We start from the raw sequence: 24,546 nt of genomic DNA, 5'->3' as shown, positions 1-24,546 counted from the left end.
TACCACAAAAGCAAAATGCCCGTAGAGCCGATAAAATAAGGCTTTGCGGACATTTAAGAAGATATAAAAAGATAGTCAAAAAGATATATATAATTTACTCAATATTGCTTCCCATTTTGGTGAAAATGAAGTATAATAGAATCAACTGCAAGGTTATCTAGGGGTTGCGGTAAAATTTTCTGACCATAGGAGGGGTTACCAATGAAGAAAATATTATTCGCGGCATCTGAATGTGTTCCGTTTATCAAAACTGGCGGACTGGCGGATGTTGTTGGTTCTTTGCCCAAATATTTTGATAGTTCAGCGTACGACGTTCGGGTGATTTTGCCGAAATATCTCTGTATTCCTGAGAAATGGCGCAGTAAAATGAAATATATGACCCATTTTTATACGGATTTCTGCTGGCGCAATCAATATGTGGGCGTACTGCAGATGGAACTGGAGGGAGTGCAGTTTTATTTTATCGACAGTGAGTTCTATTTCGGCGGGCCTTGGCCTTATCATAATATGTATGAGGATATCGAGAAATTTTCATTTTTTTCGAAAGCAGTGCTTTCTACCCTGCCCCTGATCGGGTTCCGGCCGGATGTGATACATTGTCACGACTGGCAGACCGGATTGATTCCTGTCTATCTGAATGACAGCTTTCAGGGAGATCCGTTCTTCCAGGGCATTAAGACGGTGATGACGATTCATAATCTCCGTTTCCAGGGAACCTGGAACGTGGAGACGATCAAGAATATGACCGGCCTTTCGGATTACTATTTTACTCCTGATAAGCTGGAGCACTATACCAACGGAAACCTCCTCAAAGGGGGGCTGGTATACGCGGATAAGATCACTACGGTGAGTAAAAGCTACGCCAGAGAAATCCAGACGGAGTTTTACGGCGAAGGGCTGGACGGCCTGATGAGGGCCAGGAACAAGGATCTTGTCGGAATTGTAAATGGAATTGATTATGAGGTTTACAATCCTAAGACAGACGGATGTCTGGAAGTTAATTTTGACGAGACTGATTTTCAGAAGGGGAAGAGAGAAAATAAGGCTGCTCTTCAGAAAGAGCTGGGACTGAAGGAAGACCCGGATAAAATGATGATCGGCATTATCTCCAGGCTGACGGACCAGAAAGGATTTGACCTGGTGAGCTGTGTGATTGAGGAGCTCTGCGGTCTGGATGTTCAGCTGGTTGTTTTAGGCACCGGGGAATACGGATATGAGGAAATGTTCAAGCATTACGCATGGAAATATCCTGACAAGGTTTCTGCCAATATTTTTTATTCAGAGGCTTTGTCCCACAAGATATACGCTGCCTGCGACGGCTTCCTGATGCCTTCCCTGTTTGAACCCTGCGGGCTGAGCCAGCTGATGAGCCTGCGGTATGGGACGCTGCCGATTGTCCGCGAAACCGGAGGACTGAAAGATACAGTGGAACCATATAATGAGTTTGAAAATACCGGCACGGGATTTTCCTTTGCGAACTACAATGCCCATGAAATGCTTGCCACTGTGGAATATGCGGTGAAAACATATTATACGAACCGTTCCGCCTGGGATGAGACGGCAAAACGGGCGATGGAACGGGATTTTTCCTGGAACGCTTCCGCAAAATCATACGAGGCGCTCTACGATGATCTGCTGAAAAAAGAAGAAATATCAGACAAACAATAAATGTTGACGTTGCATTAAAACAGGCCGCTGCAGAACAGGAGGATGAACCTCCGTTTTGCAGCGGCCTGCCTGATTACAATGTTGCGCCGAAATCACAGACGATGGTTTGTCCGGTGATCGCTCTGGATTCATCGCTGGCCAGGAATACAAGGATGTTGGCCACGTCTTCAGGCTGGCAGGGAGGACGTTTCATATCGGCATGGGCCGACATCGCTCCCATGAGCTCCATGTCCAGGTTGCCGGCTGCAGCGCTCATACCGGCTGTCATAGGAGTCAGCACAGTGCCGGGACACACAGCATTGCAGCGGATATTGTCGGAGGCGAAACGCATTGCAGTGTGGCGGGTTACGCCGTTCATAGCAGCCTTGGAAGCCACATAGGAAGCTCCGCCGTTTCCTATTACGCCGGCTACTGATGTCACATTCACGATGGAGCCGCCGTTGCCCTTCATTACCTTCAGCGCTTCCTTCATGCAGTTCATTGTGCCTGCTGTATTGATATGGAAAACATAGTCCAGATCTTCATTTTCAAATTTGTCTATCGCCTTCAGGCCTTCTTCCAGAACGCCGGCATTGTTTACCAGGACATCTACTTTGCCAAAAGCATCCACTGCGGCCTGTACCAGATGAGCGGCATCTTCCGGCTTGGAGATATCTGTGGGAACTGCCAGTACCTTTCCCCCCGCCGCTTCAATGGAATCGGCTACTTCTTTCAGCTGTGCCTCGCGGCGGGCGCTGATGACAACACTTGCACCTTCTGCTGCAAAAATTTTGGCAGCGGCGGCGCCGATGCCGGAATTTCCTCCTGTGATAATTGCTACTTTACCAGCTAATCTGTTCATTGGTAAAATACCTCCTTTTGTTTGATAGTGTCAGTATACCTCTTTTCAAAACAAAAGTAAACTATCCCGTGAAAAAATTAACAACGATTGATGCAGGCGAACAGCTCCTGCAGCCTGGGCATGGCAAGGCCGGCCGGCACATAGGAGGAACCGCAGATACTGGCCAGCCCCTGTTGCCGGATTTTTGCGTAAAGGGCGGGAAGGGCATGGGCCGGCTCGGCTTTTTCACCCTGTTCCCGGAGATAGCGGAGCAGATAGGCCAGAGCAGCGGTCTGTTCCGGATCATGGAGCTGCTCTACATAGCGGAGTTCCACCACATCATGGTCTATCATAAAAGAGTCCCGGCCCAGCAGCTTGATTTTGGCGTGTTCCTGTTCCCTGCCCCGGCGGCCGCTCTGACGGCGGGGTTCACCTGATTTTGCGTTATCCGGAAAAAGAGGGACTTCTCTTTTGCCTGAAGGGAGCGAAAAGTCTGGCGCGCTGGTGGAGGGAGCTTCGAAACGGCTGCAGATTGTCTTGGCGTATTCTGTAATATCTTGTGGGCGGTAACAGTCCATCTGGATAATGGTATCTGCAATAAAAAAGTAAGATCCGCAGCTGCCCACCACCAGAATGGACGACACGCCTGCCTGCTCATAGAGATCTCTCGCACGCTCCAGAAAGGGCGTGATAGGTTCTTTATCCCTGGTGATGACCTGCTGCATCAAATCGTCACGCACCATAAAGTTGGTGGCGGAAGTGTCCTCATCAATGAGGAACAATTTGCTGCCTGCCTCCAGGCTTTCCACAATGGCGGCTGCCTGGGAGGTGCTGCCGCTGGCATCCTCCGTGGAGAAAGAACGCGTGTCCCTTCCGTTGGGAAGGTCCCGGATAAACAAAGAGATATCAGCGCTTTTTATCCTGCGCCCGTCCTCCGCACGCAGCTTTACAGCCGTATCGTCCGTGATGACAAACTCCCTTCCGTCTCCTGCGATATGATTATATACGCCCAGTTCCAGGGCTTTCAGCAGAGTTGATTTCCCATGATATCCGCCTCCTGCGATCAGCGTAATCCCTTTTCGGATTCCCATTCCCCTTAATTTCCCGAAATGGGGCAGATCCAGGGTCACAGCCAGAGAATCAGGGGAACAAAAAGCCACGCTTTCTTTCATAGGCTTGTCCGATACGCCGCTTTCCCGGGGCAGAACAGAACCGTCAGCGACAAAAGCCACCAGGCCCAGGCCGGAAAGACGCTCACGGATATAAGCCTGGTCGTCAGCCAGTTCCACAACAGATTTGACCGTTTCGGCAGGGAGTCTGCGGAAGAAAAAGGCCGCCGAGATAGATTTGGGAAGAAAATCAAAAAGGATTTTTTCCAGCTCTTCTGCCTGGATTGTGCGCCCGAGAGCAGGGAATCCGGCTTCAAACCGGACAGTGATGCCCTGTGGAGTGACAGAACAGGCTGTGCGTTCCAATATTTCCTGCCCGCAGCGGCTGACCGACAAAAGGCCGCTTTTGCCGGAACCTTTTGCCTGAAACCGGAACTGATCCAGCCTGCGGGAGAACTGCCGGGTGAGATAGTCCTGCAGGGCGATTCTTCGGTGTTCCTGCCCGTAATATTCTGAAGGAAATCCGGCCTTGTCATGAGAAATCCTTGCGCTAAGCCTGGAAGGAGATGCAAACGGATCTCCCTGCACATGATCGATGGACAGAATGTAGTCTCCAAAATGATACTGCCCTGCCAAAGATTTATATGCAGGATAGGATTTACGATTGATTGACTGCAGCATGCTGCGTAGTTCAGATGAAGTTTTCAAGAAATTACCTCCTGTTGTAAGAAAAATACTTGCAAAGTAAGGCTATTATATCATATAGTAGAGAGAAAGAACAAGAGAGGAGTTTTTGCAGATGAAAGAGAAGAGAGGAAGCTTTTCCGGAAGGATCGGCTTCGTGCTGGCTGCCGCCGGTTCCGCTGTGGGGCTGGGGAATATCTGGAGATTCCCATACCTGACGGCAAAATACGGAGGCGGCATTTTTCTGCTGGTATACCTGATTCTGGCAGTGACTTTTGGCTTTGCGCTGATGATTGGAGAGATCGCCCTGGGCAGAAAAACAGGAAAAAGTGCGATAGAAGCGTTTTCCAGCCTGAATCCCCGGTGGGGATTCCTGGGCAAGCTGGCCAGCGTGGTGCCTGTGATCATATTCCCGTACTACTGTGTGATCGGCGGATGGGTGCTGAAGTATACCGGCGTATTCCTCACCGGGAACGGACAGGCCGCCGCTGGGGAAGGCTTTTTTAAAAACTTCACTTCCCAGCCTGTGGAACCAGTTATCTGGCTGTCTGTATTTATTATTGCCACCGCTGTAATCGTTATTTTCGGCGTGGAAAAAGGTGTGGAGAAGGCCAGTAAGGTGCTGATGCCGGTGCTCGCGGTGCTGGCCGTGGGCGTTGCGGCTTTTGTGGTCCTGCAGCCGGAAGCAAAAGAAGGGCTGAAGTTTTATCTGATGCCTGATTTCAGCAGCTTTTCGCCTCTGACAGTGTTGGCCGCAATGGGCCAGCTGTTCTATTCCATGTCTCTGGCCATGGGAATTATGATTACCTATGGCTCGTATATGAAAAAGGATGTGAAACTGGAGGCTTCTGTAAAGCAGATCGAGGTATTCGATTTTTCCATTGCCTTCATTGCGGGGCTGATGATCATTCCGGCAGTATTCGCCTATGGGAACGGCGGGGATATCAATGCATCCGGTCCTGGCCTGATGTTTGATGCGCTGCCCAAGGTGTTTTCCAATATGGGTGGTTTTGGAAGTGTGATCGGCTCTGTTTTCTTTATTCTGGTGCTTTTTGCCGCGCTGACTTCTTCCATATCTTTGATGGAAACGATTGTATCGATTCTTCAGGACAAGCTCCGTTGGAACAGAAAGCTTTCCTGTTTGATTGTGGCACTGCTGGCCATCGCCATCGGCATCCCGTCTTCCCTTGGTTTCGGGCTGTGGCAGGGCGTGCAGCCTCTGGGAATGAGCATTCTGGATTTCTTTGATTTTATCAGCAACAGCGTGTTGATGCCGGTTGTGGCGTTTTTGACCTGCCTCTTCATCGGATATGTCATTAAACCGGAAACCATTGATGAGGAAATAGAACTGAACGGCCCGTTCCGCAGGAAAAAATTGTTCCGCATATTTATTCGTTATGTGGCTCCTGTATTCATTATTGCAATTTTATTATCCTCCATCGCAAGTTCTCTGGGATGGATTAAGATCTGACAGGTGAAAAGATGAGGGGAAAAGAGAACATAATAAAGAATGGTCTGCTCTATGTGTCCGGCGTACAGTTGCTGGCCCTGGGCATGGTGCTGCTGGTGTCCTCAGATCTGGGGGTTTCTGTGGGTACCGCAGTGTCTTATGTGATGAGCCGCCAATTTCCTGAACTGACGCTGGGCGTATGGCATTATCTCTGCCACGGATTTGTACTGCTCCTTCTGATCCTGATCCTGCGCAGGATTCGGCCGTTTTATTTGCTGTCTTTCCTGACCTCCATATTTATGGGATACAGCATGGATTTTTACCGCCTGCTTCTGCCTGGTCAGGTCAGCGGAATTGTGCTCAGATCGCTATTTCTGGCGCTGGGAATTGTGGGGATCGGCCTTGGCATTGCGTTAAACTATGCCTCCGGATGGCCGGCTGCGCCTTTTGATACGTTCAGCAAAGAAATTTCCCAGCATTTTCACTGGAAAATCAGCAAGGTGAAAACGATTTTTGATTTGACCTGTCTGACTCTGGCGGCGGTTTTCAGCCTTCTGTTTTTCAGACGGGTTGTGGGAATCGGAATCGGCACAGTAGTCAGCGCTTTTACGGTGGGAATCTGCGTGGGATTTTTTAAAAAGAAACTGGAACATTGGATATGATGAAACGAATGATAAACTGGCTGAAAGGGGAAATTGTGCTGGCCGCGGCCTGGCTGCTGGCGTTGATTTCACTTCTAATTGTGCCGCCGGACCGGGAATATCTGAATTATATTGATTTCCGCACGTTAGGGCTTTTGTTTTCCCTGATGGCAGTGATGGCCGGAGCAAGGCGTCTGGGAGTGTTCCGGCAGGCCGGGCTGTGGCTGCTGGAAAAGGTGAAGAACAGCAGACAGCTGGAAGCAGTGTTGGTTCTGCTTTGCTTTTTCAGCAGTATGGCAGTGACCAATGACGTAGCGCTGATTACTTTTGTTCCCTTTGCTCTGGAAGTCCTGCGCATGGCCAAAGAGGAGCGGCGGGCGGTGCGGGTAGTTATCCTGCAGACTCTGGCCGCGAATCTGGGGAGCATGGCTACTCCTATCGGAAATCCCCAGAATCTCTATCTCTATGGGATTTCCGGATACTCTGCCGGGGATTTTCTGATGCTGATGCTTCCTCTGACTGCGTTATCTTTGGGACTGCTGGCAGCCTGCCTGCTTTTGACACAGAGGCAGAAGATGGAGTTTAAGAATGCTGGAGAAGTACCGGGAAAGCGCGAAAACGGTAAGAAGCTGGGATATCTGCTGTTATTTATTCTATGCTTGGGGGCTGTGGCAAAATGGATTCCTGTATCAGCGCTCTGCGGCGCTGTGGCGCTGTATGTGCTGCTGGCGGACAGAAAGACTCTGGCGGCAGTAGATTACAGCCTTTTGCTGACATTTATAGGATTTTTCATTTTTATCGGAAACATGGGACGCGTGCCTGCTTTCGCAGAATTCTTGCAGCGGTGCGTGGAAGGAAGAGAAGTGGGGGTTGCCGTGCTTGCCAGCCAGGCAATCAGCAATGTGCCGGCAGCCCTTCTCCTTTCCGGATTTACTGACTCCTGGGGCAGGCTGATCGTAGGAGCCAATCTGGGTGGGCTGGGAACGCTGATAGCCTCCATGGCCAGCCTGATTTCCTACAAGATTCTTGCAGAGCAGTTTCCCCATAAAAAGCGGGAGTACCTGATAAAATTTACCGGATACAATCTGGCCTTTCTGGCCGTCCTGATGACCGGGAACTGGCTGCTTGGCGGCTGATACGTTTAGAAGGAATTTAATCAAAAAGAAGAAACAGAGCCCACTCCTTGTGGCGCTCTGTTTCTTCTTTTTGACTGGTATGGTTTAGATACGCTGAATATCTGCTACTTTTTTTACCACAGTGTGGGGGATCGGCTTCCAGGTCACTTTGCTGAACATGGCGACAATAGAAATCGGTACATAGGAGGCCATAAATATCGGGAAAGTAAAGAGGTATAAAATTTTCTTCCTGGTGCTGCAATGGATCTGCTTCCATTCTGCCGCAGTGGTAAGCGCGCCCAGAGCAAAAAAGCCTACATAGGTATCAATACAGGTAATCAGAAGCATCTGGCTGATGGAATGCAGCAGCCACATGCCCACTCCCTGATCCAGGAGCATCAGACCCAGAGAAAGCACCGCGCCGGCTGCGCCGCCCAGAGACATTGCAATGCCGGGAAAAAGAAGGATGAACATATCATAGCATGCGAATCCGCCGGGTTTAAATATGCCGGCCAGCAGCTGCTTTCCGTAGTGGAAAAAGACCTGGTAAAAACCTTTGGACCAGCGTATGCGCTGCCGCCAGGATGCGGCGAAGGTGGTAGGCTGTTCATCGTAGAGTATGGCGTTTTTACAATAGCCGATGCAGGCGCCGTGTATTACCTGATCCACTGTAAATTCAATATCCTCGGTGAGCAGATGGTGTTTCCACCCGCCGTTTTCTTTCAGGACAGTGGTGCGCACCAGGAATCCGGTGCCGGAAACGTGGCAGCTGGTGCCCAGCTGCATGCGGGCCTGGTTGACAAAACGGGCTTCCCGCAGAAACCACAGACCGTAGCCGGAAGAAATCCAGTTATCTCCGATATTTTTGGAATTACGGTAGCCGGTGAGGATATCATAGCCGCTGTCAAAGACCTTGTTCATTTCGGCAATAAAATTTTCATCCAGCAGATTATCCGCGTCAAAGACAAAAAAGCCTTCATAAGTGTCCAGTATGTATTCCCGGTCGATCTGGTGGAGGAGATAATTCAGCGCGTATCCTTTTCCCACCAGGCTTTGGTCAAAACGTTCATAGACAATGGCGCCCGCCCGGCGCGCGGCTTCTGCAGTGGCGTCCGTACAGTTATCTGCCACAACAAAAATATCCACCAGCTCTCTGGGGTATTTCTGCGACTGAATACTTTCGATGAGATTTGCTATCACGTTTTCTTCATTGCGGGCGGAAATCAGGACGCCGTAACGGTGATTGGTTCCTGCCTGGAATTCCACGGGCTTTTGGAACAGCCCTACCAGAATATAAACAAGTTGATAAAAATAAATGATGCTGAACAAAATGCCCAGTACTGCCCCTAAATTGTCCATTATGAATTCCATGTTGTATGTCCCTCCGCTTCGCCTGTGCTTTTTCTTCTTATAATATAAACCTGGAATCTTACAACCAGAGTGAATAAAACCTTTCGAATTTATTACATTTTTTTTGCAGTGTATTGACGCGGGACTGAAAGGATGTTAGGCTGAATAAGTATGAAAAAACAGAAAAAGGAGAGATCATTGATGGAACAGGCAAATATCAGCAGAATGTATGGTCTGGAACATACCATTGCGGCAAAATTATTTGATGGGGCGCAGTATCCCTGGGAGCTGCTGCCGAAAATCAGCTCTTTTATTGTAGAATTAGGAAATTCCCTGCCGGAAGAAATATTTGAAAAAAGAGGGGAAAACATATGGATCGCCAGAAGCGCCAAAGTGGCGCCTACGGCCAGCATTACCGGCCCCTGCATTATTGATGAAAATGCGGAAATCCGGCATTGCGCGTTTATCCGGGGAAATGCCATCGTGGGGAAAGGCGCGGTGGTAGGCAATTCCACGGAGCTGAAAAATGTGGTTCTGTTCGACAAAGTACAGGTACCTCATTACAACTATGTGGGAGATTCCATCCTGGGATATAAAGCGCACATGGGAGCGGGCTCCATCACATCTAATGTAAAATCAGACAAAACCCTGGTCGTAGTCCGGGACGGACGGGAGGAAATTGCCACCGGCCTGAAAAAATTCGGAGCCATGCTGGGGGACTGCGTGGAAGTCGGCTGCGGTTCCGTATTGAATCCGGGCACTGTAATAGGGCCGGAGAGCCAGATTTATCCCCTGTCCAGCGTGCGCGGAGTAGTGCCTGAGAGAAGCATCTATAAAAAACAGGGAGAAGTTGTGGGGCGCCGGCAGCCTACCTGAGCTGGTTCCTGATATTCCTCCGCTCTTCCACTACGGAGTTGAATTCCGCGCCTAAGAGCAGAAGGTACATGCAGGTATAGAGCCACAGCATTAACAGGAGAATTGTGGTCAGGCTGCCATACATCTTGGAGGCGTTGGAGAAATAGTCCACATACAGAGAAAAGCCGAAAGAGAGCAGTGTCCAGCCGATGGCAGCTACTGCCGCGCCGGGAAACTGGACCAGATACCGGGCTTTTCTGTTGGGAAATACCTGATAGACCAGCATGAAGAAAAGCGTCATGATTCCTACCAGAAGGTAGCTGCGGATATTGATAATGAATCCGGAAAATTTTGCCAGCAGCGGATAGTGGTCTGTAAGGAAAATATGGATCTGATTGCCGAATACCATCAGACCCAGCATCAGCACAATCAGTATTATAAAGGATATGGTATAAAAGGCAGCTGTAATGCGCTGAAGAATATAGTGCCTGTCTTCAGCATGGTAAACAGAGTTCAGGCCTGTCATCAGTCCTACCAGCCCTTTGGATGCGGACCAGAGGGTGATGATGGCAGTGAGGGAAATAATGGTATTCACGCGGTCCACCCTGGTCAGGTCAGTGATCAGCAGGCGCACAATGTCGTGAAAGGCAGCCGGAACAATGGATGTGAGGCTGCTGATCAGATAATCCTCAGTGATGGGAGTGTATTTGAGAAGGGCCAGCAGCAGCATCAGAAAAGGGAACGCGGATAAAATGGTGAAAAAAGCTGCATACCCGGAGTATGCCGCAATCTGGTCCTTTGCGCATTTATCAAAAAAGCGGATTATTTGCCGGAACATCAGGTACCTCCTGTTTGGTTGATTAATTTATTATATCATGTCACTGCTTTTTTTTTCAAGCCGCCCGGAAAAAGAACTTGACATTTGGGCCGGATATGTTTAGAATATGCGATAACAGCATAAATTATGAAAGGCAAAGAAGGCGCACAGTAGCTTTCAGATGTCCGTCAGAGAGGAGAAGTCACCGGCTGAGAGCTTCTCCGGGCACCGTCTGAACAGTGAATTTCCCGCCGGAGCCGCGGTCCTGAACAAAGTAGGGGCTGACGCTGCCTGCACGTTACGCAGGGTTGAGTGTCTGCCGTCAGGCAGGAATCAGGGTGGTACCGCGAGACAGTCTCGTCCCTTTTTTAGGGATGGGGCTTTTTTATATTTCACAGGAATAGTTCCTGTGAAATATAAAAAACCGCTCCGCGGAGGATCGCACTGCGGCGGAAAGGATGGTGCCGCTTGCGCGGCCCGCCGCAGGCGGAGAAGTCCGGCAAGCGGACTTCTATATCATACAGGAATAGTTCCTGTGAAATATAAAAAACCGCTCCGCGGAGGATCGCACTGCGGCGGAAAGGATGGTGCCGCTTGCGCGGCCCGCCGCAGGCGGAGAAGTCCGGCAAGCGGACTTCTATATCATACAGGAATAGTTCCTGTGAAATATAAAAAACCGCTCCGCGGAGGATCGCACTGCGGCGGAAAGGATGATGCCGCTTGCGCGGCCCGCCGCAGGCGGAGAAGTCCGGCAAGCGGACCATCCGGTGACTGAAGAAAGGAGAAAGATTATGCAGGAAAAATTGCAGCAGATTAAAGAAAAGGCCCTGGACCAGATCAAACAGGCTGATGTGCTGGATCAGCTGAATGATATTCGGGTTGCTTTTTTAGGAAAAAAAGGGGAACTGACAGGAATATTAAAGGGTATGAAGGATGTGGCTCCTGAGGACCGGCCGAAGGTGGGCCAATGGGTCAATGATACAAGAAGCGCCATAGAATCTGTCCTGGAGGAACGTAAGGGCGCGCTGGCAGCTGCCATGAGGGAGGTAAAGCTGAAATCAGAAGTGATTGATGTGACGCTGCCTGCCCAAAAGAATTCCGTGGGACACCGCCATCCCAATACCATTGCCCTGGAAGAGGTGGAACGTATTTTTGTGGGCATGGGCTATGAAGTGGTGGAAGGTCCGGAAGTGGAGTATGATTATTACAACTTTGAAGCGCTGAATATTCCCGCCAATCATCCTGCCAAGGATGAGCAGGATACTTTCTATATTAATGATAAAATATTGCTGCGCACCCAGACTTCCCCGGTGCAGGTACGCGTTATGGAGCAGGGAAAGCTTCCGATCCGCATGATCGCTCCCGGCCGGGTATTCCGCTCCGACGAGGTGGACGCCACCCACTCTCCGTCCTTCCATCAGGTTGAAGGGCTGGTGATTGATAAAAACATTACCTTCGCAGATTTAAAAGGGACTTTGGCAGAATTTGCGAAAGAACTGTTCGGCCCTGAGACGAAAGTAAAGTTCCGTCCTCATCACTTCCCCTTCACAGAGCCTTCCGCGGAAGTGGATGTGACCTGCTTTAAATGCGGCGGAAAGGGCTGCCGGTTCTGCAAAGGCTCCGGCTGGATTGAAATCCTGGGCTGCGGAATGGTGCATCCCAATGTTCTGCGCATGAGCGGCATTGATCCGGAGGAATACTCAGGTTTTGCTTTTGGAATGGGCCTGGAGCGGATTGCTCTGCTGAAATATGAGATTGATGATATGCGTCTGCTCTATGAGAATGATGTAAGATTCCTGAAGCAGTTCTGATGGGAAGAAAGGAAGGACAGAGAGAATGAATACAGCATTATCTTGGATTAAAGCATATGTGCCGGAACTGGATGCGACGGCGCAGGAGTATACGGATGCCATGACCCTGACCGGGACAAAGGTGGAAGGCTATGAGCGTCTGGATAAAAATCTGGAAAAGATTGTAGTGGGACAGATCCTGAAAATTGAACGGCACCCTGATGCAGATAAGCTGATTATCTGCCAGGTAGATGTAGGAAATGAAACTGTTCAAATTGTTACCGGCGCTCCCAATGTAAAAGTGGGAGACAAAGTGCCTGTAGTGCTGGATGGCGGCCGGGTGGCAGGCGGCCATGACGGAGGCCCGCTGCCGGAAGCAGGGATCAAAATCAAAAAGGGTAAATTGAGGGGAGTAGAATCTTTTGGAATGATGTGTTCCATCGAAGAGCTTGGATCTTCCAGAGAAATGTATCCTAACGCCCCCGAAAGCGGAATTTATATTCTGCCGGAAGATACAGAAACAGGCGCTGACGCGGTGGAAGTCCTGGGTCTGCGCGACGTGGTGTTTGAATATGAAATCACTTCCAACCGGGTGGACTGCTACAGCGTTTTGGGAATTGCCAGAGAGGCTGCAGCCACATTCCGCAAAGCCTTTGTTGCGCCCATTGTAGGAAAAACCGGAAACCAGGAGGATGTGCATGATTATCTGCAGGTGGATGTGGAAGATACGCAGCTATGCCCCAGATACTGCGCCAGAATGGTGAAGAATATTAAGCTTGCTCCCTCTCCGGAATGGATGCAGCGCCGGCTGGCCGCATCCGGCATCCGTCCTATCAATAATATTGTGGATATTACGAACTATGTGATGGAAGAGTACGGACAGCCTATGCATGCCTATGATTATGACCTGCTGGCCGGTCACAAAATTGTGGTGAAGCGGGCAAAGGACGGGGATGTGTTCCAGACTCTGGACGGGCAGGAGCGAAAGCTGGATTGCAATGTGCTGATGATCAACGATGGAGAAAAAGAAGTGGGCATTGCCGGCATTATGGGCGGTGAAAATTCCAAGATCACAGATGATGTAAAAACTATGGTATTTGAAGCCGCATGTTTTGACGGCACAAACATCCGACTTTCTGCAAAGCGCGTAGGTCTGAGAACAGACGCCTCAGGAAAATTCGAAAAGGGGCTGGATCCCAATAACGCGCTGGAGGCCATCAACCGTGCCTGCCAGCTCATCGAAGAGCTGGGTGCAGGCGAAGTGGTGGGAGGTGTGATTGATATTTATCCTGAGGAACGCATGCCCAAACGGGTGCCTTTTGAGCCGGAGAAGATTAACAGGCTGCTGGGCACGGAGATTTCCAAAGAGCAGATGCTGGACTATTTTGATCCTCTGGAATTGACTTATGATGAAACATCAGGAGAGATCATTGCACCCACATTCCGTCAGGATCTGGACTGCATGGCGGATCTTGCGGAGGAAGTGGCCAGGTTCTATGGATATGATAAGATTCCCACCACCTTGCCCTCCGGCGAGGCGACCACCGGCAAGCTGTCCTTTAAAATGCGGGTGGAAAACGTGGCCAGGGAAATTGCGGAATTTTGCGGATTTTCCCAGGGGATGACATATTCCTTTGAAAGCCCCAGGGTATACGATAAGCTGATGATTCCCGCGGACAGCCCTCTGCGCTGTGCGGTGACAATCATGAATCCCCTGGGCGAAGATTTCAGCGTGATGCGCACCACATCATTAAACGGTATGCTCACATCTCTGGCTACAAACTACAACCGCCGGAATAAAAATGTGCGGCTGTATGAACTGGGCAATATCTACCTTCCCAAGGCTTTGCCGCTGACAGAACTGCCGGAAGAGAGGATGCAGTTTACACTGGGCATGTACGGAGAAGGGGATTTCTTCACCATGAAGGGCGTGGTTGAGGAGTTCCTGGAAAAGGTGGGCATGCGCAGGAAAGCTGTATACGACCCTTCGGATAAAAAGCCTTTCCTGCATCCCGGACGCCAGGCGGATATTGTCTATGACGGCGGGAAAATCGGATATCTGGGAGAAATCCATCCTCAGGCAGCGGATCACTATGGAATCGGAGACAGAGCTTATATTGCTGTGCTGGATCTGCCGGAAATTGTGGCCCGGGCCACCTTTGACCGGAAATATGAGGGGATTGCCAAGTACCCTGCAGTGACCAGAGATATCAGCATGGTGATGAAGAAGGAAATCCTGGTGGGACAGATTGAGGAAATCATTGAAAAGAAGGGCGGGTCCATCCTGGAAAGCTATCGGCTTTTCGATATCTACGAAGGTACCCAGATCCAGGCAGGCTATAAATCCGTGGCGTACACCATCAGTTTCCGCGCCAAAGACCGTACTCTTTCCGACAAAGAGGTGGGCGAAGTGATGGATAAGATTCTGAAAGCATTGGCGGACTTGGGCATTGAGCTGAGAAAGTAGGAAAAATGAAACAGGAAAGAAAGTACCCCAGGGCGGTAGTCAGCCGGAAAGCAGAGTGGTCCGCGGAAGCGGGGCATCCCTGGATTTATGATACGGAGATAAAAGAACTGTCAGGCAGCTGCGATAACGGCTGCCTGGTAGACGTGGTGAACGAGAAGGGGAAGTACCTGGGCACAGGGTTTCTCAGTGAAACTTCCAAAATCAGGATCCGTCTGGTCTCCAGAAATGCCAATGACAGGTTTGACGGGGCTTTTTGGGAGCGGAGGCTTCGCTATGCCTGGGAGTACCGCAAAACAGTAATGGGGGAAGATATCGGCTGCTGCCGGATTATTTTCGGGGAGGCGGATCAGTTCCCGGGTCTGACTGTGGACCGGTTTTCAGATATTCTGGTAATACAGGTGCTGTCCAGAGCGATGGAGCAGCTGAAAGGTTTTTTGATGCCAGCGCTGGTCAGGATTTTGCGGGAAGACGGGCAGGAAATACGGGGCGTTTATGAACGCAGCGATGTGGCGATCCGCGGGCTGGAAGGTTTGCCTGCCCGCAAAGGCTGGCTGCCTGTGCCGGGACTGCCCCAGCCGGAGAGCACCAGTACGGAGATAGTGGAAAACAGCATCCGTTATCTGGTGGACTTTGAAAACGGACAGAAAACAGGATTTTTCCTGGATCAAAAATACAACAGGCTTGCAGTGGCAAAACTGGCCAGGGGAAAGAAGGTGCTGGACTGCTTTACCCATACCGGCTCCTTTGCCTTAAACGCCGCCATGGGCGGGGCGGAGCATGTTTGCGCGGTGGATGTATCTGAGGCAGCAGTGGAAATGGCCCGGGAAAACGCGGAGCGCAACGGTCTGGCTGACCGGATGGAGTTCAGGGCGGCAAACGTATTTGATCTTCTGCCGGAGCTGGAGGAGAAGGGGAAAGGTATCTTTGATTTTATCATTCTGGACCCGCCTGCTTTTACCAAGAGCCGGAAAACAGTGCGCAGCGCGGAAAAAGGATATAAAGAAATAAACCTGCGGGCCATGCGGCTGCTGCCCAGAGGAGGATATCTGGCGACCTGTTCCTGCTCCCATTTTATGGAGGACGCGCTGTTTGTAAAAATGCTGAAAAGCGCAGCCAGAGACGCGGGCGTTCAGCTGCGGCAGATTGAAGCCAGACAGCAGGCGGCGGACCATCCGGTATTATGGAATGTGCCGGAAACAGAATATCTGAAGTTTTACATTTTTCAAGTAATATAAACCTATTTGAAAGGAGAAAGTTATGAATACAGAATGGTCTTTATCCGGGATGTATGCCGGACTGGATGATCCCCGCTATCAGGAGGATCTGAAGCAGATTGACGTGCTGACAGCTCAGCTGAATAAATTGGTTGAAAAAACCGGTTCCATGGATCAGCGGGAAGCAGCGGTGGAAATTCTGAAAACAGAAGAGCAGATGGTTTCTCTCCTGGGGAAGGTGGGCCTGTACGTGGGTCTTCGTCTGGCCGTGGACACTGCAAACCCAGAATTAGCGGCGCAGGATAATCTCTGCATGAAGAAGTATGCGGTCATGGCAAAGCCTCTGACCTCCGCAAAAAAATTCCTGGCAAAGCTGCCGGAAGAAGTGATCGCAGCGGATGAGTTTCTTTCAGAGTACAGCTATTTACTGGCTGAAACGAAAAAAGAAGTCAGCCACCTGTTGGATGATGAAATGGAGGAATTGATTTCTTCCATGGATATGACAGGAGGTTCCGCCTGGGCCCGCCTGTTTACTTATTTGACTTCTACGGTAAAGGTGGACTATGAGGGAAAGACTGTTACTCTGTCGGAAATCCGCAATATGGCTTACAGCCCGGATAAAACAGTGAGAAAAACAGCCTATGAAGCGGAGCTGGTTTCTTATGAAAAAATCCAGGATTCCATCGCATATGCGCTGAATAATATCAAATCTCAGGTTACCATGCTGTGCCGGAAAAGAGGATATGCGTCTCCGCTGGAGATGACTTTGGAACAGTCCAGGATGAGCAAAAAAACCCTGGAAGCCATGCTGGAGGCCATGCAGGAGTATCTGCCTAAATTCCATCAGTACCTGCGGGCGAAGGGAAAAGCCCTGGGCCATGAAAATGGCCTGCCCTGGTATGACCTGTTCGCTCCCATGGGCGCCAGCGACAAGCGCTATTCCCTGGAAGAATGCCGGGACCTTCTGATTCAGGTGTTTTCCGGCTTCTCTGAAGAGATGTCAGGCATGATGCGCAGAGCTTTTGATGAGAGCTGGATTGATTTCTATCCCCGGGAAGGCAAGGAGGGCGGCGCTTTTGACGCATTTGCCGACTGCCTGAAACAGAGCCGTATCCTGACCAATTATGACGGCTATTTCGGAGATGTGGACACCCTTGCCCATGAGCTGGGCCATGCGTTCCACGACAGGCAGATTGAATATAATCGTCCTCTGAACCAGGAGTACAGCATGCCGGTGGCAGAGACAGCTTCCACATTTAATGAAACCCACTTGCTGAAAGCCATGCTGAAGGAATCAGAAGGTGAAGAAAAGCTGAACCTGCTGGAAAGTTTCCTGATGAATACCACACAGATTATCTGTGATATTTACTCCAGGTATCTTTTTGAAACAGCAGTGTTTGAAAAATGTGAGGACAGCTTTATGATGCCGGATCAGCTGAAGGAGATCATGCTGGACGCTCAGAAAAAAGCATATGGCGACGGTCTGGACCAGTCTTGCCTGCATCCTTATATGTGGGCCTGCAAAGGGCATTACTATTCTTCCGGCCTCAGCTTTTACAATTTCCCTTATGCTTTTGGCGGCCTGTTCGCGATGGGCCTGTACCATATGTACGAACAAGAAGGCAGCTCTTTTGTGCCAAAATATAAAGCGATGCTGAAAGCCACTCCTACCGCCAGCATTGAGGAAGCGGCGGCCATGATGGGCGCGGACTTGACAAAAGCAGATTTCTGGAGGGAAAGTCTTCAGGCGTTTGCGGAATTGATCGATGAATTCTGCAAGATCTGCGGATAATATAATAGAAAATACAGCGTATCAAAAATGGAGGGGCTGCAGTCAGAGCAGCCTCCATTTTTTTAATCCTTATCAGGAACTGTATAAAAATTCTGCGCAGAAATAAAATCCATATATTTTGTACGGATTTCTTTCAGCCGTTTTTTGGAAACTGGAATCACGGAACCGTCCTGCATATAAATTTCATTGACAGTCAGGCGTGAGATATACTGCATATTGATAATAAAAGACTGATGGGGCTTGAGGAAATAACCGTCCTCCAGCAGAGGGCTGATTTCTTTGTCAAAAGAATGGCGTATGCTGCGGGTATGCAAAACAGACCCGTCCAGCATATGAAAATGCAGAATGCGGTTCCAGCATTCCACGAAACAGATATTGTGAAAGCGGATCTGCACTTTGCCGTCGGAGGAGGAGACCAGCATCATTTTTGGCAGGACGAGCTGTGTAAGGCCGGCGGCGTCATCCAGGGCGGAATACAGTTTTTCAGGCTGTACCGGTTTCAAAAGATACTGCATGGCTTTTACTCCAAAGGCTTCCAGGGAGTAGTCAGGGGAACTGGTTAAAAAGATAATTACCGCGTTAACCTGGCTTTTTCTCAGCTCTTTTGCGATCTCAATTCCATTGCCGTCGGGCAGCAGAATGTCCAGCAAATAGAGATCAAATTCATGTCCTGCGTTTCTGGCGCCGAAGAGGCCCGCGGCATCTGGATATATATCTACAGAAATTTCGTATTCAGGATGCATCTGCCCATATTTTTTTAAATATGCCTCCATAGTATTCCTGTCTGTTAAGTGATCGTCACACAAAGCTATCCGCAGCATAATATCTCCTTTTTATCATATGTATACCTGTATTTCATTGCTATGATTATATCAAATAATTACAGCGCTGCACAGGAAAGTGAAAAACAAGGATGAATTTGCGCAAAATATTCCCTGCGCCGGCATTAGATCCGGGAAAATTGGAAATACTATCATCATTCAGAAAAGCAGGAGGTATCATCATGTTTCGTCATTTACCGATACAGCGGGTTTGCGCTAGAGAAATACTGGATTCCAGAGGAAATCCCACCGTAGAAGCCGAAGTGGCGGTGGAAGATGAATTTGCAGGTGTGTACGGATATGCAGGGAGGGCAATGGTTCCTTCCGGTGCGTCCACAGGTAAATTTGAAGCAGTAGAGCTGCGGGACGGCGGGGCCCGGTACGGAGGAAAGGGCGTGGAAAAAGCGGTGCACAATGTCAATACCAGAATCGCGGACGCCCTGGCGGTAGAAAATGCCCTGGATCAGGCCCGGATTGATCAGATTCTCATTGAAACGGACGGATCTCAGAACAAAAGTATTCTGGGAGCCAACGCCACCCTGGGCGTATCCATGGCCGCGGCAAGAGCGGCAGCTTCCGTTTTCCATATGCCGCTGTACCGCTATCTGGGAGGGGTGCATACGTTAAAAATGCCGGTACCGATGATGAACATCCTGAATGGAGGCCGCCATGCGGACAATACTGTGGATCTGCAGGAATTTATGATTATGCCGGTGGGCGCACCTTCTTTTAAAGAATGTATCCGCATGTGCGTGGATGTTTACCACAGACTGAAAAAAGTGCTGGGAGAGCGGGGGTTGTCCACAGCGGTGGGAGATGAGGGAGGTTTTGCTCCTGATCTGCCGGATTCAGCATCCGTGCTTTCCCTGATGATGGAGGCTGTTGTACAGGCGGGATACGAACCGGGAAAAGATTTTGTATTCGCGATTGACGCTGCTGCCAGCGAGCTCTATGAAGAAGAAAGCGGAACTTATTATTTCCCGGGAGAAAGCAAACTGGCGGGGCGTCCCGTACACCGCAATACGGAAGAGATGATCACTTATTATGAAGAACTGTGCACCCAGTTTCCCATCGCCTCGTTGGAAGACGGTTTGGATGAAGACGACTGGGCCGGATGGCAGGAACTGACGGACAGGCTGGGAGACCGGCTGCAGCTGGTGGGAGACGACTTATTTGTGACAAATGTACGCCGGCTGAAGCAGGGGATTTATCTGGGCGCCGGCAATGCGATATTAGTGAAGGTGAATCAGATCGGAACCCTGACGGAAGCGCTGGACGCTGTGGAACTGGCCAGAAACGCAGGCTTCAGAGCGATTCTGTCTCACAGGAGCGGGGAGACAGAAGATGCGTTTATCGCAGATCTGGCTGTTGCCTGCAGCTGCGGACAGATTAAAACCGGCGCGCCCTGCCGCAGCGACAGGACGGCAAAATATAACCGGCTGCTGGCCATTGAAGAAGAGCTGGGTGAAAACGCAGTTTTTGAGAATCCTTTTCAGGGAAACAGTTCTGAAAAAAACGAAAAAGTGCTTGCAGATCGGACAAACCTGTGATAAACTATTGATGTTTATCGCAGGAGGTGTGAAATGGAGATTTTACGGATTGTTTTGACAGTGATTATGGTCTTGATCGGCCTTGCATTGACAGTGATTATTTTGTTGCAGGAAGGGAAGTCCGCCGGACTGTCCGGCGCGATCAGCGGCGCGGCAGAAACCTACTGGGGCAAGAATAAAGGACGATCCATGGAAGGCAAGCTGGAGAAAGCCACCAAATACATGGTAATCCTGTTTTTGATTCTGGCAGTGGTTTTGAATCTGAAATGGCTGAACTAATGTGAAAGTATTGAAAACACTCTTGCTGCAAGAGTGTTTTTCTTTGTTTGCGCGCCATGGGCGCGTTCTAACGGGTGTAAGTCCCGAACACACCCAGATAGTGGGAAGTGTATAGCTGAACAGCAAGGGTGTTTATCGTGAGGTAAAATCTGAAGGAAGCTGTAAGCAAACCTCTGGTCCGACGGACAGAAATCACATATAAGGCTAGGCTGCGAGAGATAAGTCGGCAAAGAGCGACGAAGTCTAATAACTATCACATTTGTAGTAGCAGAGTAAATGTGGCGGATATATGGAGGGAAAGAGCGTGCACCTTAAGCGTGGAGGTCTCGCAGAGGTTTCATTAGCCCAGTAACAACGAACTGTGAGAAGTCAGCAGAGCCCATAGTAGTGAAGAAGTTTCCGTAATGGAAATGGAGCAAAGGGGCGAACAATCAATCAGTTTTAGTAGAGTCTTGATTGCAGAAAAGACAACATCTGCCGTACCCAATCGGGAAAAGGGTGGTCAATTCCAGCGAGATGGAAAGGAACGAACGCATGGACACAAGTAGTCTAATGGAGCAGATATTAAGTAAAGAGAATCTCAACACAGCATATCTGCAAGTCGTATGAAACAAAGGTGCAGAGGGCGTGGACGGAATGAAGTACACGGGACTTAAGGAACACCTAGCAAAGAACGGCGAAATCATCAAGGAACAGTTGAGGACAAGGAAATATAAGCCTCAGCCAGTACGCAGAGTGGAGATACCAAAGTCAGACGGAGGAGTCAGAAACCTGGGAGTACCAACAGTAACAGACCGATTTGTACAGCAAGCCATAGCACAGGTATTAACACCAATCTATGAAGATCAATTCCATGACCATAGTTATGGATTCAGACCGAATAGGTGCGCCCAGCAGGCAATCATCACAGCACTAGATATGATGAATGACGGCTATGACTGGATTGTTGACATTGACTTAGAGAAGTTCTTTGATACAGTAAATCATGATAAACTGATGACCTTAATTGGTAAAACAATCAAGGACGGAGACGTTATTTCAATGATCAGGAAGTTTCTTGTTAGTGGAATCATGGTAGATGATGAATACAAGGAATCTGCGATAGGAGCACCACAAGGAGGAAATCTGTCACCACTCCTTGCCAATATCATGTTAAATGAGCTTGATAAGGAAATGGAACAAAGAGGACTGAACTTTGTCAGATATGCAGACGACTGTATTATTATGGCCGGAAGTGAAATGTCAGCAAAGAGAGTGATGAGAAATCTCACGAAGTTTATTGAAGAGAAACTGGGGCTCAAGGTAAATATGACAAAGAGCAGGGTAGACAGACCAAATGGTCATAAGTATCTTGGATTTGGATTCTACTTTGACAGTAGGGCACACCAATTTAAGGCAAAACCACATGAAAAATCTGTAGCGAAATTCAAGACGAAGATGAAACAGCTCACTTGCAGAAGTTGGGGAGTAAGTAACGCTAATAAAGTGCAGAAACTCAATGAATTAATCAGAGGGTGGATTAACTACTTCAAGACAGGTAGCATGAAAACGCTATGTGCGAAAATGGACAGTAACATTCGTTATAGACTACGCATGTGTATTTGGAAACATTGGAAAACGCCACAAAACAGAGAAAAGAACCTTGTAAAGTTAGGAATAGACAGAAACACAGCACGGAGAGTTGCTTATACAGGGTCAAGGATTGCCTACGTATGCAACAAAGGCGCTGTTAATGTGGCTATAAATAACAAGAGATTAGCCTCATTTGGACTAATCTCAATGTTAGATTACTACACCGAAAGGCGTGTTACTTGTTAAGTTGATTGAACCGCCGTGTACCGAACGGTACGCACGGTGGTGTGAGAGGTCGAAATTTCCCAATGATGGGAAATTTCTCCTACTCGATTTCTGTCAGGGAAAATTCCTTTAAGAAAGCCCTTTCTGACAGAAAATAAAAGACTGGAGGAATATGGAAGAAGAGATATTAAATCAAAGAAAACAGATGCTGACGGCTTTGATGAAGGACCCGCAGTACCGGCCGATGAAAATCAAAGAACTGGCGATTTTGCTGGGCATTCCCAAGGAGAAAAGAGAAGAGCTGAAAACTGTTTTGGATATTCTGGTTGCAGAAGGGAAGATCGGCCTGTCGTCCCGGGGAAAATATACAAAACCTGGGCAGGAAGTGATAAACGGCCGTTTTGTCAGCAATGTCAGAGGTTTTGGGTTTGTGGAATCCGATGAATTGAATCAGGATTTGTTTATACCCGCAGGAGAAACAAAAAATGCCATGCCGGGAGACCTGGTGCAGGCCGCGGTGCTGAGGCCTGCGTCCGGGCAGCGCAGGGCGGAAGGCCGGATCGTGAAAATTCTGGAGCATGCTGTTTCTCAAATTGTGGGAACTTATCAGAAGAGCAGGCACTATGGATTTGTAATTCCGGACAATCAGAAGTTCTCCTCCGACCTGTTTATTCCGGAAGGGAAATCCATGAATGCGGAGAACGGCCAGAAGGTGGTTGCCCAGATCCTTTCTTACGGAGAGGAGGGGAAAAACCCAGAGGGAGAAATCAAAGAAATTCTGGGCAGCATTACAGATCCCGGCACAGATATTTTATCCATCGCGAAAGCTTACGATATTCCCATGGATTTTCCGCCGGAAGTTCTGGAGCAGCTGGAGGACATACCAGAAGAGGTTGAGCCCCGGGATTTGCAGGGAAGAAAAGATCTCCGGCATCTGCAGACGGTGACCATTGACGGCGAGGATGCCAAGGATCTGGACGATGCGGTGACGCTGGAAGAAAAAGACGGCCACTATTTCCTGGGGGTCCATATTGCTGATGTGAGCCACTATGTGAAAGAGGGAACGCCCCTGGACCGGGAAGCGCTGAAAAGGGGCACCAGCGTGTATCTGGTGGACCGGGTGATCCCCATGCTTCCGCCCAGGCTTTCCAACGGGATTTGCTCTCTGAATGAAGGTGTGGACCGGCTTGTTTTAAGCTGCATCATGGAGCTGGATGAAAAGGGCGCCATGCTGGGCCATGAGATTGCAGAAGCAGTGATCCGTTCAGACCGCCGCATGACTTACACTGCGGTGAAGAAGATCCTGGAGGAGGAAGATCCTGAGGTATGCCGGGAATATGAAGCGTTGACGCCACTGTTTTTGCGAATGGGGAGGCTTTCCTCTCTAATCCGGGAACGCAGGAGAAAGCGGGGCTCCATAGACTTCGATTTCCCTGAATCCAAAATCTTATTAAATGAAAAAGGTTTCCCCACACAGATAAAACCCTATGAACGGAATTCCGCAACAAAACTGATCGAAGACTTTATGCTCAGCGCCAACGAGACCATTGCGGAGGACTATTACTGGCAGCAGCAGCCGTTTCTGTACAGAGTCCATGAAAAACCGGATGAAGACCGGATTCAGAGTTTTGCCACTTTTATCAATAACTTTGGCCTGAGCCTCCATATTTCCGGGCAGGGCATCCATCCCAAAAAGCTTCAGGCCCTGCTGGACCGGGTGGAGAATACCCCGGAAGAACCGCTGATCAGCAGGCTGATGCTCCGCTCCATGAAGCAGGCGCGCTATGATGTGGAGGGAAACGGCCACTTCGGCCTGGCGGCAGAATACTACTGCCATTTTACTTCGCCCATCAGGCGGTATCCTGACTTGCAGATCCACAGGATTATCAAGGAAAACCTGCATGGAGAGCTGAACGAAGCGAGACAGGCCCACTACCGGAAAATTCTTCCCGGGGTGGCGCTGCAGTCCAGCAGCACAGAGCGCCGTGCGGAAGAAGCCGAACGGGATGTGGAAAAATATAAAAAGACACAGTATATGACAAGACATCTGGGCGAAGAACTGGAAGGTGTGATTTCCGGGGTGACCGGCTATGGGTTTTATGTAGAGCTGCCCAATACCGTGGAGGGCATGGTCCACGTGAACAGCCTGGAGGATGACTATTATCAGTTCCGGGAAGAGAGTTACAGCCTGACCGGAGAAATGAGCGGCAGGGAATTCAAGCTGGGCCAGCGGGTCAGAATTGTTGTAGAACAGGCTGATCCCGTTCTGCGGACCATAGATTTCCGGCTGGCTAACAGCCGGATCTGACAGAGGAGGTAGGATTGGA

17 protein-coding genes, 1 pseudogene and 1 other annotated feature are annotated in these 24,546 nt (G+C 49.5%); of the genes and pseudogenes, 13 read left to right on the top strand and 5 right to left on the bottom strand.

What is annotated here, in order from left to right; translation table 11 throughout:
• Positions 1–201 precede the first annotated feature (201 nt).
• Positions 202–1,668 (top strand): glycogen synthase GlgA, encoded by a 1,467-nt coding sequence (gene glgA / locus EV209_RS13775; protein WP_130436048.1) that lies wholly within the window; start codon positions 202–204, stop codon positions 1,666–1,668.
• Between the two features lie 73 nt (positions 1,669–1,741).
• Here glgA and EV209_RS13770 read toward each other — a convergent pair whose 3' ends face one another.
• Positions 1,742–2,509, bottom strand: a complete 768-nt coding sequence (locus tag EV209_RS13770) for an SDR family NAD(P)-dependent oxidoreductase (protein ID WP_130436047.1) — start codon at positions 2,507–2,509, stop codon at positions 1,742–1,744.
• Between the two features lie 77 nt (positions 2,510–2,586).
• Complete coding sequence (locus EV209_RS13765) at positions 2,587–4,305, bottom strand: ABC-ATPase domain-containing protein (RefSeq protein ID WP_130436046.1); 1,719 nt, start codon at positions 4,303–4,305, stop codon at positions 2,587–2,589.
• Positions 4,306–4,396: 91 nt separating this feature from the next.
• Here EV209_RS13765 and EV209_RS13760 point away from each other — a divergent pair, with 91 nt between their 5' ends.
• Genes EV209_RS13760 through EV209_RS13750 form a run of 3 tightly spaced genes read left to right on the top strand, consistent with a single transcriptional unit; the run spans position 4,397 to position 7,508 of the window.
• The gene (locus EV209_RS13760; protein ID WP_130436045.1) at positions 4,397–5,752 is read left to right on the top strand and encodes a sodium-dependent transporter; all 1,356 of its coding nucleotides are present in this window, start codon (positions 4,397–4,399) and stop codon (positions 5,750–5,752) included.
• An 11-nt stretch (positions 5,753–5,763) separates the two neighbouring features.
• Positions 5,764–6,393: a YczE/YyaS/YitT family protein gene (locus tag EV209_RS13755; RefSeq protein WP_130436044.1), complete on the top strand. Its 630-nt coding sequence runs from the start codon at positions 5,764–5,766 to the stop codon at positions 6,391–6,393.
• Positions 6,393–7,508, top strand: coding sequence for an SLC13 family permease (locus tag EV209_RS13750; protein WP_130436061.1), 1,116 nt, complete (start codon positions 6,393–6,395; stop codon positions 7,506–7,508). Before EV209_RS13755 ends, EV209_RS13750 begins: the two co-directional genes overlap by 1 nt.
• A gap of 84 nt (positions 7,509–7,592) precedes the next feature.
• Here EV209_RS13750 and EV209_RS13745 read toward each other — a convergent pair whose 3' ends face one another.
• Positions 7,593–8,858, bottom strand: coding sequence for a glycosyltransferase family 2 protein (locus EV209_RS13745; protein WP_130436043.1), 1,266 nt, complete (start codon positions 8,856–8,858; stop codon positions 7,593–7,595).
• Positions 8,859–9,038: 180 nt separating this feature from the next.
• Here EV209_RS13745 and EV209_RS13740 point away from each other — a divergent pair, with 180 nt between their 5' ends.
• Positions 9,039–9,713 carry an LbetaH domain-containing protein gene (locus EV209_RS13740; RefSeq protein ID WP_130436042.1) on the top strand — a complete coding sequence of 225 codons (675 nt, stop codon included), beginning with the start codon at positions 9,039–9,041 and terminating at the stop codon, positions 9,711–9,713.
• Here the strand turns inward: EV209_RS13740 and EV209_RS13735 are convergent.
• Entirely contained in the window at positions 9,706–10,530 is an 825-nt protein-coding gene (locus tag EV209_RS13735; RefSeq protein ID WP_130436041.1) for a YihY/virulence factor BrkB family protein, read from the bottom strand. The genes EV209_RS13740 and EV209_RS13735 overlap by 8 nt on opposite strands.
• A gap of 127 nt (positions 10,531–10,657) precedes the next feature.
• Positions 10,658–10,877 (top strand) — a binding site (T-box leader).
• A gap of 423 nt (positions 10,878–11,300) precedes the next feature.
• On the opposite strand from EV209_RS13735, the gene pheS reads away from it, so the two are divergent.
• Genes pheS through EV209_RS13715 form a run of 4 tightly spaced genes read left to right on the top strand, consistent with a single transcriptional unit; the run spans position 11,301 to position 17,772 of the window.
• Complete coding sequence (gene pheS / locus EV209_RS13730) at positions 11,301–12,320, top strand: phenylalanine--tRNA ligase subunit alpha (protein ID WP_130436040.1); 1,020 nt, start codon at positions 11,301–11,303, stop codon at positions 12,318–12,320.
• 25 nt (positions 12,321–12,345) lie between these two features.
• The gene (gene pheT / locus EV209_RS13725) at positions 12,346–14,766 is read left to right on the top strand and encodes a phenylalanine--tRNA ligase subunit beta (protein WP_130436039.1); all 2,421 of its coding nucleotides are present in this window, start codon (positions 12,346–12,348) and stop codon (positions 14,764–14,766) included.
• Between the two features lie 5 nt (positions 14,767–14,771).
• Positions 14,772–16,001 carry a class I SAM-dependent rRNA methyltransferase gene (locus tag EV209_RS13720; RefSeq protein ID WP_130436038.1) on the top strand — a complete coding sequence of 410 codons (1,230 nt, stop codon included), beginning with the start codon at positions 14,772–14,774 and terminating at the stop codon, positions 15,999–16,001.
• Between the two features lie 22 nt (positions 16,002–16,023).
• Positions 16,024–17,772 (top strand): M3 family oligoendopeptidase, encoded by a 1,749-nt coding sequence (locus tag EV209_RS13715; RefSeq protein ID WP_130436037.1) that lies wholly within the window; start codon positions 16,024–16,026, stop codon positions 17,770–17,772.
• Positions 17,773–17,834: 62 nt separating this feature from the next.
• Here the strand turns inward: EV209_RS13715 and EV209_RS13710 are convergent, their stop codons facing one another.
• Entirely contained in the window at positions 17,835–18,593 is a 759-nt protein-coding gene (locus EV209_RS13710; RefSeq protein WP_130436036.1) for a LytR/AlgR family response regulator transcription factor, read from the bottom strand.
• Between the two features lie 182 nt (positions 18,594–18,775).
• Here EV209_RS13710 and eno point away from each other — a divergent pair, with 182 nt between their 5' ends.
• The 4 genes and pseudogenes from eno (at position 18,776) to rnr (ending at position 24,527) form a co-directional block, all read left to right on the top strand.
• Positions 18,776–20,143 (top strand): phosphopyruvate hydratase, encoded by a 1,368-nt coding sequence (eno, locus tag EV209_RS13705; RefSeq protein ID WP_130436035.1) that lies wholly within the window; start codon positions 18,776–18,778, stop codon positions 20,141–20,143.
• A gap of 33 nt (positions 20,144–20,176) precedes the next feature.
• Positions 20,177–20,422 carry a preprotein translocase subunit SecG gene (gene secG / locus EV209_RS13700; RefSeq protein ID WP_130436034.1) on the top strand — a complete coding sequence of 82 codons (246 nt, stop codon included), beginning with the start codon at positions 20,177–20,179 and terminating at the stop codon, positions 20,420–20,422.
• Between the two features lie 534 nt (positions 20,423–20,956).
• Positions 20,957–22,240: pseudogene (ltrA, locus tag EV209_RS13690) on the top strand (group II intron reverse transcriptase/maturase).
• A gap of 184 nt (positions 22,241–22,424) precedes the next feature.
• On the top strand, positions 22,425–24,527 hold the full coding sequence (gene rnr, locus EV209_RS13685; protein ID WP_130436060.1) for a ribonuclease R: 2,103 nt from the start codon (positions 22,425–22,427) through the stop codon (positions 24,525–24,527).
• The last annotated feature ends 19 nt before the right edge of the window (positions 24,528–24,546 follow it).

The organism is Cuneatibacter caecimuris (assembly GCF_004216775.1).
Lineage (GTDB): Bacteria > Bacillota > Clostridia > Lachnospirales > Lachnospiraceae > Cuneatibacter > Cuneatibacter caecimuris.
The sequence above is the reverse complement of the archived record's forward strand: the minus strand, read 5'-3'. Positions and strand labels throughout refer to the sequence as shown.

Bases quoted from the DNA above. Each gene is read 5' to 3' on its own strand.
- EV209_RS13720 (WP_130436038.1), top strand. From the start codon at position 14,772: ATGAAACAGGAAAGAAAGTACCCCAGGGCGGTAGTCAGCCGGAAAGCA.
- EV209_RS13715 (WP_130436037.1), top strand. From the start codon at position 16,024: ATGAATACAGAATGGTCTTTATCCGGGATGTATGCCGGACTGGATGAT.
- eno (WP_130436035.1), top strand. From the start codon at position 18,776: ATGTTTCGTCATTTACCGATACAGCGGGTTTGCGCTAGAGAAATACTG.
- EV209_RS13755 (WP_130436044.1), top strand. From the start codon at position 5,764: ATGAGGGGAAAAGAGAACATAATAAAGAATGGTCTGCTCTATGTGTCC.
- pheS (WP_130436040.1), top strand. From the start codon at position 11,301: ATGCAGGAAAAATTGCAGCAGATTAAAGAAAAGGCCCTGGACCAGATC.
- secG (WP_130436034.1), top strand. From the start codon at position 20,177: ATGGAGATTTTACGGATTGTTTTGACAGTGATTATGGTCTTGATCGGC.
- EV209_RS13760 (WP_130436045.1), top strand. From the start codon at position 4,397: ATGAAAGAGAAGAGAGGAAGCTTTTCCGGAAGGATCGGCTTCGTGCTG.
- pheT (WP_130436039.1), top strand. From the start codon at position 12,346: ATGAATACAGCATTATCTTGGATTAAAGCATATGTGCCGGAACTGGAT.
- EV209_RS13750 (WP_130436061.1), top strand. From the start codon at position 6,393: ATGAAACGAATGATAAACTGGCTGAAAGGGGAAATTGTGCTGGCCGCG.
- glgA (WP_130436048.1), top strand. From the start codon at position 202: ATGAAGAAAATATTATTCGCGGCATCTGAATGTGTTCCGTTTATCAAA.
- rnr (WP_130436060.1), top strand. From the start codon at position 22,425: ATGCTGACGGCTTTGATGAAGGACCCGCAGTACCGGCCGATGAAAATC.
- EV209_RS13745 (WP_130436043.1), bottom strand. From the start codon at position 8,858: ATGGAATTCATAATGGACAATTTAGGGGCAGTACTGGGCATTTTGTTC.
- EV209_RS13770 (WP_130436047.1), bottom strand. From the start codon at position 2,509: ATGAACAGATTAGCTGGTAAAGTAGCAATTATCACAGGAGGAAATTCC.
- EV209_RS13710 (WP_130436036.1), bottom strand. From the start codon at position 18,593: ATGCTGCGGATAGCTTTGTGTGACGATCACTTAACAGACAGGAATACT.
- EV209_RS13735 (WP_130436041.1), bottom strand. From the start codon at position 10,530: ATGTTCCGGCAAATAATCCGCTTTTTTGATAAATGCGCAAAGGACCAG.
- EV209_RS13740 (WP_130436042.1), top strand. From the start codon at position 9,039: ATGGAACAGGCAAATATCAGCAGAATGTATGGTCTGGAACATACCATT.